Annotated in this window: 16 protein-coding genes; 2 read left to right on the top strand and 14 right to left on the bottom strand. The window is 58.2% G+C overall.

Features of this window, described 5'->3' with window-relative positions; all coding sequences use genetic code 11:
- The 5 genes from FDX01_RS02990 to FDX01_RS02970 form a co-directional block, all read right to left on the bottom strand.
- Positions 1-753 (bottom strand): ketose 1,6-bisphosphate aldolase (locus FDX01_RS02990; protein ID WP_249360845.1); only part of this gene is annotated, 753 nt, incomplete at its 3' end.
- 14 nt (positions 754-767) lie between these two features.
- Positions 768-1,451, bottom strand: coding sequence for a D-lyxose/D-mannose family sugar isomerase (locus FDX01_RS02985; protein WP_137399202.1), 684 nt, complete (start codon positions 1,449-1,451; stop codon positions 768-770).
- 120 nt (positions 1,452-1,571) lie between these two features.
- Positions 1,572-2,513 (bottom strand): ABC transporter substrate-binding protein, encoded by a 942-nt coding sequence (locus tag FDX01_RS02980; protein WP_096758671.1) that lies wholly within the window; start codon positions 2,511-2,513, stop codon positions 1,572-1,574.
- 88 nt (positions 2,514-2,601) lie between these two features.
- Positions 2,602-3,597, bottom strand: coding sequence for a ribose ABC transporter permease (locus tag FDX01_RS02975; RefSeq protein ID WP_115259679.1), 996 nt, complete (start codon positions 3,595-3,597; stop codon positions 2,602-2,604).
- Positions 3,590-5,113 carry a sugar ABC transporter ATP-binding protein gene (locus tag FDX01_RS02970; RefSeq protein ID WP_137399201.1) on the bottom strand — a complete coding sequence of 508 codons (1,524 nt, stop codon included), beginning with the start codon at positions 5,111-5,113 and terminating at the stop codon, positions 3,590-3,592. Before FDX01_RS02970 ends, FDX01_RS02975 begins: the two co-directional genes overlap by 8 nt.
- A 114-nt stretch (positions 5,114-5,227) precedes the next feature.
- On the opposite strand from FDX01_RS02970, the gene FDX01_RS02960 reads away from it, so the two are divergent.
- Together FDX01_RS02960 and yjdP are read left to right on the top strand one after the other, a co-directional pair.
- A complete protein-coding gene (locus FDX01_RS02960; protein WP_137399200.1) occupies positions 5,228-7,492 on the top strand; it encodes a hybrid sensor histidine kinase/response regulator in 2,265 nt (754 codons plus the stop codon).
- A gap of 68 nt (positions 7,493-7,560) precedes the next feature.
- Positions 7,561-7,890, top strand: a complete 330-nt coding sequence (gene yjdP, locus FDX01_RS02955; protein ID WP_096758667.1) for a DDRRRQL repeat protein YjdP — start codon at positions 7,561-7,563, stop codon at positions 7,888-7,890.
- On the opposite strand, the gene FDX01_RS02950 is transcribed toward yjdP, so the two are convergent.
- The 9 genes from FDX01_RS02950 to FDX01_RS23280 form a co-directional block, all read right to left on the bottom strand.
- Positions 7,887-8,174, bottom strand: coding sequence for a type II toxin-antitoxin system RelE/ParE family toxin (locus FDX01_RS02950; RefSeq protein WP_137399199.1), 288 nt, complete (start codon positions 8,172-8,174; stop codon positions 7,887-7,889). The genes yjdP and FDX01_RS02950 overlap by 4 nt on opposite strands.
- Positions 8,171-8,422 carry an antitoxin gene (locus FDX01_RS02945; RefSeq protein ID WP_137399198.1) on the bottom strand — a complete coding sequence of 84 codons (252 nt, stop codon included), beginning with the start codon at positions 8,420-8,422 and terminating at the stop codon, positions 8,171-8,173. The genes FDX01_RS02950 and FDX01_RS02945 overlap by 4 nt, the downstream gene beginning before the upstream one ends.
- Positions 8,423-8,475: 53 nt before the next feature.
- Positions 8,476-9,264 carry a phosphonate metabolism protein PhnP gene (gene phnP / locus FDX01_RS02940; protein WP_137399197.1) on the bottom strand — a complete coding sequence of 263 codons (789 nt, stop codon included), beginning with the start codon at positions 9,262-9,264 and terminating at the stop codon, positions 8,476-8,478.
- Positions 9,265-9,336: 72 nt separating this feature from the next.
- Positions 9,337-9,882, bottom strand: coding sequence for a ribose 1,5-bisphosphokinase (phnN, locus tag FDX01_RS02935; protein WP_096758664.1), 546 nt, complete (start codon positions 9,880-9,882; stop codon positions 9,337-9,339).
- Between the two features lie 2 nt (positions 9,883-9,884).
- Positions 9,885-11,021 carry an alpha-D-ribose 1-methylphosphonate 5-triphosphate diphosphatase gene (gene phnM, locus FDX01_RS02930; protein ID WP_137399196.1) on the bottom strand — a complete coding sequence of 379 codons (1,137 nt, stop codon included), beginning with the start codon at positions 11,019-11,021 and terminating at the stop codon, positions 9,885-9,887.
- A complete protein-coding gene (gene phnL / locus FDX01_RS02925; RefSeq protein ID WP_137399195.1) occupies positions 11,018-11,698 on the bottom strand; it encodes a phosphonate C-P lyase system protein PhnL in 681 nt (226 codons plus the stop codon). Before phnL ends, phnM begins: the two co-directional genes overlap by 4 nt.
- Positions 11,699-11,806: 108 nt before the next feature.
- The gene (phnK, locus tag FDX01_RS02920) at positions 11,807-12,565 is read right to left on the bottom strand and encodes a phosphonate C-P lyase system protein PhnK (RefSeq protein ID WP_115259672.1); all 759 of its coding nucleotides are present in this window, start codon (positions 12,563-12,565) and stop codon (positions 11,807-11,809) included.
- Positions 12,562-13,353: an alpha-D-ribose 1-methylphosphonate 5-phosphate C-P-lyase PhnJ gene (gene phnJ, locus FDX01_RS02915; protein ID WP_137399228.1), complete on the bottom strand. Its 792-nt coding sequence runs from the start codon at positions 13,351-13,353 to the stop codon at positions 12,562-12,564. Before phnJ ends, phnK begins: the two co-directional genes overlap by 4 nt.
- Before the next feature lie 46 nt (positions 13,354-13,399).
- On the bottom strand, positions 13,400-14,023 hold a 624-nt coding region (locus tag FDX01_RS23280), incomplete at its 5' end, for a carbon-phosphorus lyase complex subunit PhnI (RefSeq protein ID WP_249360844.1).

Genomic DNA, 14,023 nt, shown 5'->3' with positions numbered 1-14,023 from the left:
GCGGTTGTTCATCCGCGACTCCACCGCCGCCAGCGCCGCCTGTGACATACCGGTATAGAAGTTGATTTTGTGGATGCCAAGCTCGATGGCGCGACGGAAATCGTCGTCGCTAATGCCGGAGCCGCCGTGCAGTACCAGCGGGATCGCCGCCTGCTGTCGAATGGCGTCCAGCCGCGGGAAGTCGAGTTTGGGGTCGCCTTTGTACTTGCCGTGGGCATTGCCAATGGCGACGGCTAAGGCATCAATGCCGGTTCTGTCGACGAAATCCCGTGCCAGCATCGGGTCGGTAAACAGCGACTCGTCGGCATGGCCGTACAGCGCTCCGCCTTCATCGCCGCCGACGGCCCCCAGCTCCGCTTCCACCGACACGCCGACGGCGTGGCACATCTTCACCACCTCGCGGGTCTGGCGAATATTCTCCTCGTACTCCAGCGTAGAACCATCGAACATCACCGAGCTGAAGCCTAAGCGCAGCGCCCGCACCACCGACTCAAAATGCAGGCCGTGATCGAGGTTAAGCACCACCGGAATGTCATGGCGTGCGGCTTCGAACTTTACCGCTTCAACCAGAGAATCCAGCGAGATATATTTAAAATGCACTTCGGCAATGTTGATAATAAATGGCGATCGTTCCTGCTTCGCGGCGGCAAACAGCGCACGCAGGAAGTGCGAATCCAGAACGTTAAACGCGCCTAAGGCATAGCGGTGCTCGCGGGCATGGGCGAGACCATCGGCGAGGGAAATCAACGGCATAATGCGCTCCTTGGTTAGCGGAACAGGCGATATTCGTTACACAACACCAGCAGCGTCGGTTCGTCTTCTTCAATGTCGTTATAGCGGGCGATGGGTTGTAGGAAATGGTTATCGTGATCGTCGTCGTTAACCGAAGAAACTTCGCCAACCAGCACGTCGCCAAACCCTTCTTCGGCCCAGAAGCTATGATACAGACCGGGCGTCAGGCAGATGCTTTCCCCTGGCGTTAGGCGCAGCTGGCTGCCCGCTGCATGCGTTTGCCGGCAGCCGTCAATCACTACGCTGACGTCGCTGTCTTCCGTTTGTTCTCTGACTCCGGCGTTCCACAGTTCCACAATCAAATTACCGCCGCCGCGATTGATAATGTCTTCGCGTTTGCGCCAGTGAAAATGCATGGGTGTCACCTGGCCATCGCGGACGTGCATGATTTTTTCGGCGTAGCATTTCTCATAGGGCATGCCTTTTGGTGAACCATTACGCAGGGTAAACAGCGTTAAGCCCAGGGCGGCAAAGTTATCACCGCCGAATGCGGTGACGTCCCAGCCGAGTTTGAGGTCAAAGACTTCACTCCAGGCTCCGGCGTCGAGTTTGCGCCATTGGGTGGGTGGGAAGCTGGCGAAGGGTGGGAGATGCACGTCGTGCAAGGAAAAAAACTGGCGCGTGTGACCCAGAATCTCATTTATTGCGGAGCGTTTCATGGACAGAATTCTCCTTAATATAATGCCGGATGGCGCTGCGCTTATCCGGCCTACAAATTCATAGCGATCTTGTAGGCCGGATAAGGCATTTTTGCCGCCATCCGGCGTTGTTGTGGCGACTTATTTCACCGTCCAACCCTTATAGCTGCCGACGTTGTTCTTATCGATCATCGTCACCGGGATCAGCACGGGCTCTTTCGGCGCGGGTTTACCCTGCAATATGTCATAGCCGATTTCGACCGCTTTGGCTGCCATCACCTGCGGATCTTGTGCCGGGGTCGCCACAAATAATGAGTTTTCCCGCTTCAGCGCCTCTTCGCCGTCTGGCGATCCGTCGACGCCGACAATAAAGAATTCACTACGCTGCGCCTGTTTTGCAGCCAGATCGGCCCCGATCGCTGTCGGATCGTTAATGGCGAACACGCCGTCGATCTTCGGATTGGCCGCCAGCAGAGCGGTCATGATCTCCAGCCCGCCTTCACGGCTGCCCTTCGCGTTCTGATTATGCGACAGCACCTTGATGTCCGGGTGGCGTTTGAACTCGGTCTGGCAGCCTTCTACGCGGTTCTGCACGGCGGAAACCGGCGGCCCGTTGATGATAACGACGTTGCCTTTCCCTTTCAGGCGGTCGGTGATGTATTTACAGGCCATTTCGCCGGCCTGGGTGTTGTCGGAGGTGATGGTGGCGTCAGCGCCTTCCGCTGCCACGTCAACGGCGACGACCACAATCCCCGCGTCTTTCGCCCGTTTTACCGCCGGGCCGATGCCTTTGGAATCTGCCGCGTTAAGAATGATCATGTCGACTTTAGCGGCAATAAAGTTGTCTATCTGCGACACCTGTTGACCGAGATCGTAGCCGCTGGACACCAGCGTCACTTTGACGTTATCCCCCGCCAGCTTGCGCGCTTCCAGTTCTGCACCTTTGGTTATCTGCACGAAGAACGGGTTGGCAAGATCGCCGACCGTTACGCCGATGGATTTCAGTTCTTTTGCCTGCACATACGGCGTCGCGGCAAGCAGTGCGCCAGCACAGAGCGCGGTCACTAATGGCTTCAAACGCATACTCGTTTCCTCACGTAGGGTATTGTTGTTATACGCCTGATGGCGCTGCGCTTATCAGGCCTACGAATATGTAGGCCAGTAAGCTTGTCTATGCACTTTGATGGTGTCGGGTACGGTATTTGTCGATGAGCACCGCTATGATGATCACCGCCCCTTTGATCACCAGTTGCCAGAAATAAGACACGCCCATTAGCGTCATGCCGTTATTGAGCGTAGCGATAATCAACGCCCCCACCAGCGTGCCGGTGATGGTGCCGATCCCGCCGACAAAACTGGTGCCGCCGAGGATCACCGCGGCGATGGCGTCCAGCTCATAGCCCATGCCCAAGTTGCCGTTGGCGCTGTACAGTCGCGAGGCGCTCATCACCCCGCCGAGGCCGGAAAGCAGCCCGCTCATGCCGTAGACGAACAGCAGCACCAGCCACACTTTGATACCGGTTAACCGTGCGGCCTGCATGTTGCCGCCCACCGCGTAAATATGAACGCCCAACGTGGTGCGACGCAGAATGAACCAGCACACCGCAATGACCGCCAACGCAATCACCACCAGCCACGGGATCGGCCCGAGGTAGTTGTTACCGATCCACTCGAAGCTGATATTGGAGTTGATAACCGTGGTGCCGTCCGCCAGCAGGTAAGCCGCGCCGCGCAGTGCGGTATAGGTGCCAAGGGTGACGATAAACGGTGGCAGTCCGGCAAAAGCGACCAGTGCGCCGTTAAACAGCCCCAGTGCCAGGCCAAGCATCAATGCCGCCGGAATCGACAACAGCGCCAGCTCCGGGATCAGCGACACGACCATCGCCGCCACCGCGGTGGTGCCGAGAATGGAACCGACGGAAAGGTCGATCCCACCGGTGAGAATGATGAAGGTCATCCCCGCTGCCAGCACGATGTTGATCGACGCCTGACGGGTGATGTTGAGCAGGTTACTTTCGGTAAAAAAGTTGGGTGCGATAAAGCCAAATACCGCCACAATCAGGATTAAAATGGGCAAGATACCGACCGTTTGCATCAGATCGCCCATCAACATTTTTTTCGCCGAGGCGGATTTGGCCACCGGCTGGGAAGGGGTTGGATTATTCATGGGACACCGCCTGATGATGGGAGTCGTTCACGCCGGTTGCCAGCGTCATAATATTTTCCTGAGTAATGCTTTGTCCGTTCAGCTCACCGGCAATACTGCCTTCGCGCATCACGTACACCCGGTCACTCATGCCGACCACTTCCGGCAGTTCGCTGGAGATCATTAAGATCGCCACACCTTTGCGCGCCATTTCGTTCATGATCCGGTATATCTCGCTTTTGGCGCCGACGTCCACGCCGCGCGTGGGTTCGTCGAGGATCAAAATGCGTGGGCCAATCGCGACCCAGCGCGAGATAAGTAATTTTTGCTGATTGCCGCCGGATAGTCCGCCCGCGCGGACCTGCGCGTGGGGTACGCGGATGTTGAGCAACTGAATGGCGTCATCGGAGATGGTCTGCGCTTTTTTGCGGTTGAGCATGCCCCAGTTGGCGTCACGCTCCAGCGTGGCCATGGTGATGTTTTCAGCCGCCGCCAGCTCTAAAAACAGCCCCTGTTCTTTGCGGTTCTCGGTCAGAAAGCCGATACCGTGATCGATGGCCTCACGCGGGGAGTGGATCACCACCGGCTCGCCGTCGACTTCAATCATGCCGCTGATGGCTTTGCGCACGCCAAATATCAGCTGCGCCAGCTCGGAGCGACCGGCGCCGACCAGCCCGGCCAGGCCGACAATCTCCCCGGAACGCACCAGTAAACTGCACGGCTGGACTTTGTTGCCATCGGTCAGGTGATGCACGTTCAGGCGCGCCTTGCCTAAAGGGATATCGCGTTCTTTGTTGAACAGATCGCTTAACGGGCGGCCGACCATCATACGCACCAGTTCAGAGGCGTTAAGCTTGTCGCGGGTCAGGCTGCCGACGTACTGCCCGTCGCGCAACACGCTGACGCGATCCGAAAGTTCATATACTTCCGCCATGCGGTGGCTGATGTAGATAATTGCCATCCCTTCATCACGCAGGCGCATGATCAGCTCAAACAGGCGGTGGGTTTCACGTGAAGAGAGGGCGGCGGTGGGTTCATCCATGACCAGGATGCGGCTGTTACGGTGCAGGGCGCGGGCGATTTCGACCTGCTGCTGCTCGGCGATGGTCAGCGTCATGACCCGATCGCTGGCCTTAAATTGTGCCCCGAGCCGGTCGATGACCTTTTGCGCCTGCATCACCATCTCTTTGCGCTGTACCAAACCACCGCACGACAGTTCGCTGCCAAGAAAGATATTTTCCGCTACCGTCAGATTTGGCGCGAGCTGCATCTCCTGATAAATCAGCGTGATGCCAGCGCTCAGCGCATCCTTGGGTCCGCGAATATGAAAGGGCTGACCGTCAATTAAGATCTCACCGCTGGTGGCGGTATAGGCCCCGGCGAGGATCTTCATCAGGGTACTTTTCCCGGCGCCGTTTTCACCCATCAGGGCGTGGATTTCGCCGGACCACACCGTTAAATCGACCCCTTTCAGCGCGTAAAATTTGCCGAATGCTTTGGCAATGTTGCGCATCTCCAGAACCGGTGTCTTGCTCATAACGGATCTCCTGCGGGGTGGCCGATATCAGCAGTCCATCACAGGAATGTAAATGCAAAATGTCAGAAGCCGTTCATATTTGTCATATTGCGATTTTTCTTCATGGAGCGTGATATGCCGCAACCCGGACGTCACTTTTTCGCCAGTGCGCGCGGGCGATTGCTGTTCTTCAATCTGCTGGTGGTGGCGGTCACGCTGATGGTCAGCGGGGTGGCGGTGCTGGGGTTTCAGCACGCCAGCCAGATCCAGGAACAGGTGCAACAGCAAACCGTTGATGACATGACCGGCAGCATGAATCTGGCGCGCGACACGGCGAACGTCGCGACGGCGGCGGTGCGGCTCTCACAGGTCGTGGGGGCGCTGGAATACAAAGGTGAAGCGGAACGGCTACAGGAGACCCAGCGCGCGCTCAAGCATTCGCTGGAACAGCTGGCCAGCGCCCCGCTGGCGCAGCAGGAACCGGGGCTGGTCGAACGCATTATCCAGCGCAGTAACGAACTGCAAAGCAGTGTGGAAGGCATGCTGCAGCGCGGGCAGTTGCGGCATCTGGAACGTAATGCTCTGCTCAGTTCGTTGTACCAGAATCAAAGTTATTTACGCCATCTGCAAAAACTCACCGGCGCGCAGGATGACGCGCTGCTGAGGCAGATGGACCGCCTGATCGTTGCCGCTATTGAAACGCCGACGCCGCGTTCGGTAATCAAACAGTTGGGCGGCGTGATGCCCGCGCTTGTTCTGCAAAACCCCAGCCAGTTGGTGAGTCGTATTCTTAGCGACTTCAACCTGGAACTGCATAAGCTGGAGCCGCTTTCGTCCGCGCTGGAACAGAGTGACCTGGCAATCAGCTGGTATATGTTCCATATCAAAGCGCTGGTGGCGATCCTCAACAGCGATATCAACCAGTATGTCTCACAGGTGGCGAGTATCTCCGAGCAGCGGGTGGCGCAAAGCCATCAGGAACTGCAGTCCGGCGTGCTGTTTATCATGATTTTTGCGCTGCTGGCGGTGGTGATCACCGGCTTTGCCGGCTGGTATATCTACCGCAACTTAGGCTCGAACCTGACGGCTATCTCGCGGGCGATGACCCGGCTGGCGCATGGCGAATCGGACGTCAGCGTGCCGGCCCTGCAGCGGCGCGATGAGCTGGGAGAGCTGGCGCGCGCCTTTAGCGTGTTTGCCCGCAATACGGCGTCGCTTGAACACACCACTCGGCTGCTGAAAGAAAAAACGACGCAGATGGAAATCGACCGCACCGAGCGTCAGGGGCTGGAAGAAGCGTTACTGCACAGCCAAAAGCTGAAGGCGGTGGGGCAGTTAACGGGTGGATTAGCGCATGATTTCAATAACCTGCTAGCGGTGATTATTGGCAGCCTGGATTTGGTCAGTCCGGACGCGCCCGATGCGCCGCGTATCAACCGGGCGCTAAAAGCCGCCGAGCGCGGGGCGCTGCTGACCCAGCGACTGCTGGCTTTTTCGCGCAAGCAATCGCTGCACCCACATGCGGTGGAGTTGAAAACGTTGCTGGAGAACCTGGGGGAGCTGATGCGCCATTCGCTACCGGCGACGCTGACGCTGGAGATTGAAGCGCAGTCACCCGCCTGGCCGGCGTGGATCGACGTCAGCCAGCTGGAAAACGCCATTATTAATCTGGTGATGAACGCCCGTGATGCGATGGACGGGCAGGCGGGTACGATTAAAATTCGCAGCTGGAATCAGCGGGTCACGCGCAGCGACGGACGCAAGCAGGACATGGTGATGCTGGAGGTGGCCGACCAGGGCTGTGGGATGTCGCAGGAGATCAAAGCGCAGGTCTTTGAACCGTTCTTCACCACCAAACAGACCGGCAGCGGCAGCGGACTGGGGCTGTCGATGGTGTACGGTTTTGTGCGTCAGTCTGGTGGTCGGGTGGAAATTGAGAGCGCGCCGGGGCAAGGGACCACGGTCCGGTTACAGCTTCCGCGCGCCATTGTGCCGGTGCAGCCTCAGGACATCCCTGTGGTGGAACATGCGGCGAACAGCGGTGAGAAACTGGTGTTGGTGCTCGAAGATGAGGCCGATGTGCGCCAGACGTTGTGTGAGCAGCTCCACCTGCTGGGTTATCTGACGCTGGAGGCCGCCAACGGCGAGCAGGCGATGCACTTGCTTGCCGCATCTTCAGAGATCGACATTCTGATCAGCGACCTCATGCTGCCCGGTGGATTAAGCGGCGTGGATGTGGTTAACCATGCGCTAAAGCATTACCCGCAGTTGAGTATCCTTCTGATCAGCGGTCAGGATTTGCGTCCGGCACACAACCCGGCCCTGCCGGAGGTGGCGCTACTGCGAAAACCGTTTACCCGCGGGGAGCTGGCGCAGGCGCTGCGTCATCCGCGCAATTGAGATTCCTCCGCTACTCGTGAGCAAGCGCTTTGATTACCGTGGGGCGAGTTTCTTTTTGAGGCTGGTTTATGACACGCTCCCCGACGATCTTTTTTTTCAGTTTGCTGATGCTGACCACCGTGTCGGCGCAGGCGGATATTATTGATGACGCCATCGGCAATATTCAACGCGCCGTCAGCGACGCCTATAAGCCTGATAATAATCGGGATTACGATGACTCGCGCGACGAAAGCTGGCAACGCCAGGTAAGCGACGATCGCCGCAGGCAATATGACGATCGTCGCCGCCAGTTTGAAGACCGCCGTCGGCAGCTGGATGACCGCCAGCGTCGGCTCGATCAGGAACGGCGTCAGCTGGAAGATGAAGAACGTAGAATGGAAGACGATTACGATCGTTAACGTAGTCTTTCGCTGGCAAGATTATAAACTTCACTACGCTCGCGTTTACCGACGGCAACGACAGCGATGACCAGGGTGTCGTCAATAACTTGATAAACAAGACGGAACCTTGAAGTGCGTAGTTGGATTTTATAGCAATCTTTTATTCCCCTGAGCTTCGCGGAGGGGACATGCGGATTTTCACCGCATTTCTTAAGTTCTTTGGCAAACTGCTGCTGAATGGTTTTATCCAATTTTTGCCATTCTTTCAGCGCATCTTCCCTGAACTTTACCGTATAACTCATAAATAGCTGTCCAGATCAACATCCACCAGTGGCTGTTGGTTCCGTTCATGGACTAATTTAACCAGTTGCTGATCGTCCAGCGCATCAAGCATTTTTTCGTAAAGCTCAGCGGGAACACAATAAAAGGCGGGCTGGTTACGGTTCAGGATTGCGACCGGAAACCCATCCCCTGCGCTAACAGTCGCCATCGGGTTCTTTTTTAGCTCACTCACGCTGGCGGTGGTGTCGCTTAAAATGATATGTGGCATAATCGCTCCTTAAGACCATTTAACTGGTCTTAATATAGGATGGGAAAGACCTGTTAACAAGTCTTATTATGAAGTGTCTCCGCTTGATCCAGCACAATCTCCATGCCGTCATACCCGGCTTCGATGCCTGTCGGTAGCGGATTATGCATTAGCCACTCGTCGAACTGATGGCTGATGTGGGTCAGAATCACCCGTGGGCAGCGGATAACGTCATTGAGCGCAATCACGGTATTTACATCGCAGTGGTTGCGCGGCGGTTGCGTGCGCGGGGCATGGCTACAGTCGATGATCATCGCCTGCGGCTGATTGTTGCCCAGAAACGTCAGCGTTTTGTCGGGCAGCCCGGCGGTATCAGAGAGCCACGCCACGCGGCTGTACGCGGTTTCCAGCAGATAGCCAAACGTCAGCTTTGAGTGGTTGAGCGGCAGCGGTGTCACCTGCAACCCCTGCAAATTAAACACCACAAACGGTTCGACGGTGTGGCTGAAGTCGAGAATGCCGGGATGCTTAAACAGATCGTCGCAGCCCTGTTCATCCGGCGGCCCATATACCGGGATCGTTTTCCCCACGCCCCAGCGCAGCGGAAACAGCCCCTGCACATGATCCATATGGTAGTGGGTGAGCAGAAACTGGCGGAAGCTGCCGGCGGGCCAGTCGTCCATCAGATGCGGGATCCCCGCGTCGAGCAGCGTCACGGCATGGTTGAATTTGACCACGCCGCTGCAGGGTCGGCGGCGATATTGCGATTGAATACGCGCCCGCTGGCAGGCGGGGCAGTCGCAGCCAAAAACCGGCACCAGTTGCGCGCCGCCGGTGCCGCTTAAAGTGATCGTTAAGCTCATTGTTGCTCCCCTGGTCATGTATAGCCGGATGGCGACGCAGGCGTCTTATCCGGCCTACGGGTCCGTGCGCTCTCAGGCATAAGAATGCTTACGTCCCATCAGTGTGAGCAATGTATTCACTGACTGTAGCAGACTACCGTCATTGTTTAGCGTATGGCAGTCCTCTGGCGCATAGCGGGCCGCACGTTCAAGACGGGCGACAATCTCCGTTTCATTTTCTCGCCCGCGCGCCAGTAAGCGCTGGCGCAACACGTCTTGTGATACCTGCAAACAGACCGGCAGCAGCGCCGCGCCGTAGCGTGATTTTGCCTGTGGCAGATGGGCGCGGGAGCCGTTTACCACCACATCAAACCCGGCGTGTAGCCAGAGGTCAATCTCCACGCCGACGCCGTAGTACAAGCCGTTGGCATGCCAGCTCAGCGCCAGCAGGTTCTGTCCGGCGCGGGTAAAAAACTCCTGTTCGCTCAGCGCAATATGGTTTTCATTCCCGGCGTTGGCGGCCCGGGTAATGTAACGATGCGCCACCAGCAGTTGCGCCTGTTCCTGCTGGCGGAGTTCGGCCAGCAGGCTGTCCTTACCGGAGCCGGACGGCCCCATCAGCCAGATTAGTTTTCCCATAGTCAGAACACCCTTTTTCCCTGCCGCCAGACGTGGTCGATATGCACGTGATCGCCTTTGCGGTGCGCCAGCACCAGATCCGCGCGTTTACCTTCAGCGATAACACCGCGATCGTCGAGATTCAGCGCCCGCGCCGGATTACGGGTCACCAGATGAATCGCCTGCGCCAGCGTGAAACGGTTGGCATCGTCGTCCGCTACACGAAACGCTGCGTCGAGCAGGCTGGCGGGGTAGTAATCAGAGGAGAGAATATCCAACAGCCCCAGTTCAGCCAGCTTATGCGCCGCGACGTTGCCGGAGTGCGAGCCGCCGCGCACGATATTAGGTGCGCCCATCAGCACGTTCATGCCGTGCTGGCGTGAAGCCTCTGCGGCTGCAAAGGTGGTGGGAAACTCGGCGATCACGCTGCCAAGTTGATGTGATTCGAGAACATGGCCATGGGTAGCGTCGTCGTGGCTTGCCAGCGCAATATGGCGTTCGCGACAAATCTGCGCGATGGCGGTCCGGTTGGGCTGCGACCAGCGCGCCGCGAGGGCTAACTGCTCCTCTTCATAGCGGGCCATCTGCTCATCGGTAAGTGAATACTTGCCCTGATAATATTCCCGGTATTTTTCGCGGTTGGCGAACTGGCGCTGGCCCGGCGAGTGATCCATCAGTGAAACCAGCGTCACCGGTTCGCGCCCGACCAGTTTTTCAAACAGCGGTAGGGTGGTGTGGTGCGGCAGTTCGCAACGCAGATGCAGACGATGCTCGGCGCGGTTGACCCCGCGCTTCTGCGTTTCTTCCACCGCATTGATCATCTTTTCCAGATTTTCCAGGCGATCGCCGCCGTCGCGAACATCGCCAATCGCCACTGCATCCAGCACGGTGGTGATGCCGCTGGCGACCATCAGCGCGTCATGGCTGCTCATCGCCGAATGCGCGGGCCAATCCACCTTCGGGCGCGGGGTGAAGAATTTGTCGAGATTATCGGTGTGCAGTTCGATAAGCCCCGGCAGCAGCCAGCCACCTTCACCGTCCAGCGCCTCGGGCAGACGGCTCTGGCTTTCGGTAAAGGCGCGAATCACGCCGCCCTCCATTTCCAGCGATCCCTGTACCACTTCGTCTTCCAGCACCAGCTTTACGTTATTGATAATCATGCTGTGTTTCCCATCAGGTGCAAACGGTCCGCCACGCGGTCGCGAACGGTTTGATCGTGAAAAATACCGACAATTGCCGCGCCGCGCGCTTTGGCTTCTTCTATCAGTGCCACTACGGCGGCGCTGTTTTTGGCATCCAGCGACGCGGTGGGCTCATCGAGCAGTAAAATCGGGTAATCGACGATAAACCCGCGCGCAATGTTGACGCGCTGCTGCTCGCCGCCGGAAAAGGTCGATGGGGCGAGATGCCACAGCGTTTCCGGGACGTTCAGACGTTCCAGCAGGCGCGCCGCTTTGGCCGCACACACGTCGCGGGAGACGCCCAGATCCAGCAGCGGTTGCATCACCACGTCCAGCGCCGAGACCCTGGGGATCACGCGCAGGAACTGGCTGACCCAGCCGATGGTGGAACGGCGCACTTCCAGCACTTTCCGCGCCGGAGCCTGCACCAGATCCACCCACTCGTCGCCGTGCTGAATATGAATATGGCCGGTGTCCGGCAGATAGTTGGCGTACAGCGAACGCAGCAGCGTTGATTTCCCACTGCCCGAGTGACCGTGCAACACCACGCACTCACCGCTTTTTACGTCCAGAGTGGCGTTGTGCAACACCGGCAGGCGTACGCCGTTTTGCTGGTGCAGTACAAAGGTTTTACTGACATTTTCTACGCGGATCATTTGAGCCTCATGGTTCTTATTGCCGGATGGCGCTGCGCTTATCCGGCCTACAAAAAACGCACCTGTAGGCCGGATAAGGCGTAAGCCGCCATCCGGCACAACAAAAAATCAGTTCTGCAACACCGACGACACCAGCAGTTGGGTGTACGGATGATGCGGATCGTCGAGCACGCGGTCGGTTAATCCACTTTCCACCACCTGACCCTGTTTCATCACCAGTAAACGGTCTGCCAGCAGGCGCGCCACGCCCAAATCATGGGTGACAATCACCACGGCCAGATCCAGTTCCACCACCAGGCCGCGCAGCAGGTCCAGCAGTTTGGCCTGTACCGAGACGTCCAGCCCACCGGTGGGTTCATCCATAAATACCAGCCTGGGATGGGTGACGAGGTTGCGGGCAATCTGTAAACGTTGCTGCATGCCGCCGGAGAAGGTGGTGGGCAGATCGTCGATGCGCGAGGCGGGAATTTCGACGTCGGTCAGCCAGCGCTGCGCGGTAGCGCGGATGTCGCCATAGTGGCGTGCGCCGGTGGCCATCAGGCGTTCGCCGATATTACCGCCCGCCGAAACCTGACGGCGCAGGCCGTCCATCGGGTGCTGATGTACTACGCCCCATTCGGTGCGCAGCAGGCGGCGACGGTCGGCTTCGCTCATGCCGTACAGCGAACGGTTCTGATACACAATTTCGCCAGACTGCGGCGTCAGGCGCGAGGAAATCGACTTCAGCAGGGTTGTTTTGCCGGAACCGGACTCGCCCACAATGCCCAGCACTTCGCCAGGCCACAGGTCAAAAGAGACATCGCTGAAGCCTTTGCCCGGCGCGTAGAGATGGGTCAGGTTATTGACGGAAAGCAGCGGTTGCGTCATTGGCTAAGGGCCTCGCTCTGTTGGCGGCAGTAGTCGGTGTCGGAGCAGACAAACATCCGTTTGCCGCTGTCGTCGAGCACCACTTCGTCGAGATAGCTGTGGGTGGAACCGCAGATGGCGCAGGGTTCATCCCAGCTCTGCACGGTAAACGGGTGATCGTCGAAATCGAGGCTCTCGACTCGGGTATACGGCGGTACGGCGTAGATGCGTTTTTCACGCCCGGCCCCGAACAGCTGCAGCGCGGGCATCCTGTCCATTTTCGGGTTGTCGAATTTTGGGATGGGTGACGGATCCATCACGTAGCGCCCGTTGACCTTGACCGGATAGGCGTAGGTGGTGGCGATATGGCCGAAGCGGGCGATATCCTCATACAGCTTCACCTGCATCACGCCGTACTCTTCCAGCGCGTGCATGGTGCGGGTTTCCGTCTCGCGTGGCTCGATAAAGCGCAGCGGTTCGGGGATCGGCACCTGGAAAATAATAATCTGATCTTCCGTGAGCGGCGTTTCCGGGATGCGGTGACGGGTCTGAATAAGCGTCGCGTCGCAGGTCGCGTCGGTGGTGTTTACCCCGGTTACGTGCCTGAAGAAGTTGCGAATGGACACCGCGTTGGTGGTGTCATCCGCGCCCTGGTCGATGACCTTCAGCACGTCAGCTTCACCTATCACGCTGGCGGTAAGCTGAATACCGCCGGTGCCCCAGCCGTAGGGCATGGGCATTTCACGCCCGCCGAACGGCACCTGATACCCCGGAATGGCGACCGCTTTCAGCAGTGCCCGGCGGATCATGCGTTTCGTTTGTTCATCGAGATAAGCAAAATTGTAGCCGGAAAGATTAGCGGTCACGGACGGCCTCCTGTTGCAGGCGTTTGAGCAGTTCCAGCTCGGCCTGGAAATCGACGTAGTGGGGGAGTTTGAGGTGGGAAACAAAACCCGCCGCCTCGACGTTATCCGCATGCGCCAGCACGAACTCTTCGTCCTGCGCCGGTCCCGTGACCGTTTCATCGTAGTCGGGTGCCTGTAGGGCGCGGTCTACCAGCGCCATTGCCATCGCTTTGCGTTCGCTCATGCCGAACACCAGCCCGTAGCCGCGGGTAAAATGGGGAGAGTCATTTTCTGGCGCGACAAAGCCGTTCACCATTTCGCATTCGGTCATCAGCAGTTCGCCGACGTTTACCGCAAATCCCAGCTCTTCCGGTACTATTTCCAGCGCCACATAGCCGCTGCGGATCTCGGCGGCAAACGGGTGATTGCGCCCGTAGCCGCGCTGGGTGGAGTAAGCCAGCGCCAGCAGATACCCTTCGTCGCCGCGCATTAGCTGTTGCAGGCGCGAGGCGCGCGAGCAGGGGTACACCGGCGGCGTGCGGGTGATGTCATCGGGCTGAGCGCCGTCGTCCTCTTCGTGCTTCGCCAGCCCCTGATTTTCCAGCAGGGAGAAGACGTGCGGGGCGGCGTCCTG

The organism is Citrobacter sp. wls613, assembly GCF_005281195.1.
GTDB lineage: Bacteria > Pseudomonadota > Gammaproteobacteria > Enterobacterales > Enterobacteriaceae > Citrobacter > Citrobacter gillenii.
Note: the sequence above shows the minus strand (reverse complement) of the source record. Positions and strands in the feature narration are given on the sequence as shown.

Coding starts and splice junctions, on each gene's coding strand:
- FDX01_RS02970 (WP_137399201.1), bottom strand. CDS start 5,113: ATGAGCAAGACACCGGTTCTGGAGATGCGCAACATTGCCAAAGCATTC.
- FDX01_RS02985 (WP_137399202.1), bottom strand. CDS start 1,451: ATGAAACGCTCCGCAATAAATGAGATTCTGGGTCACACGCGCCAGTTT.
- FDX01_RS02950 (WP_137399199.1), bottom strand. CDS start 8,174: ATGAGTTATACGGTAAAGTTCAGGGAAGATGCGCTGAAAGAATGGCAA.
- phnJ (WP_137399228.1), bottom strand. CDS start 13,353: ATGATCCGCCGGGCACTGCTGAAAGCGGTCGCCATTCCGGGGTATCAG.
- FDX01_RS02980 (WP_096758671.1), bottom strand. CDS start 2,513: ATGCGTTTGAAGCCATTAGTGACCGCGCTCTGTGCTGGCGCACTGCTT.
- yjdP (WP_096758667.1), top strand. CDS start 7,561: ATGACACGCTCCCCGACGATCTTTTTTTTCAGTTTGCTGATGCTGACC.
- phnL (WP_137399195.1), bottom strand. CDS start 11,698: ATGATCCGCGTAGAAAATGTCAGTAAAACCTTTGTACTGCACCAGCAA.
- phnM (WP_137399196.1), bottom strand. CDS start 11,021: ATGATTATCAATAACGTAAAGCTGGTGCTGGAAGACGAAGTGGTACAG.
- FDX01_RS02960 (WP_137399200.1), top strand. CDS start 5,228: ATGCCGCAACCCGGACGTCACTTTTTCGCCAGTGCGCGCGGGCGATTG.
- phnP (WP_137399197.1), bottom strand. CDS start 9,264: ATGAGCTTAACGATCACTTTAAGCGGCACCGGCGGCGCGCAACTGGTG.
- phnK (WP_115259672.1), bottom strand. CDS start 12,565: ATGACGCAACCGCTGCTTTCCGTCAATAACCTGACCCATCTCTACGCG.
- phnN (WP_096758664.1), bottom strand. CDS start 9,882: ATGGGAAAACTAATCTGGCTGATGGGGCCGTCCGGCTCCGGTAAGGAC.
- FDX01_RS02975 (WP_115259679.1), bottom strand. CDS start 3,597: ATGAATAATCCAACCCCTTCCCAGCCGGTGGCCAAATCCGCCTCGGCG.
- FDX01_RS02945 (WP_137399198.1), bottom strand. CDS start 8,422: ATGCCACATATCATTTTAAGCGACACCACCGCCAGCGTGAGTGAGCTA.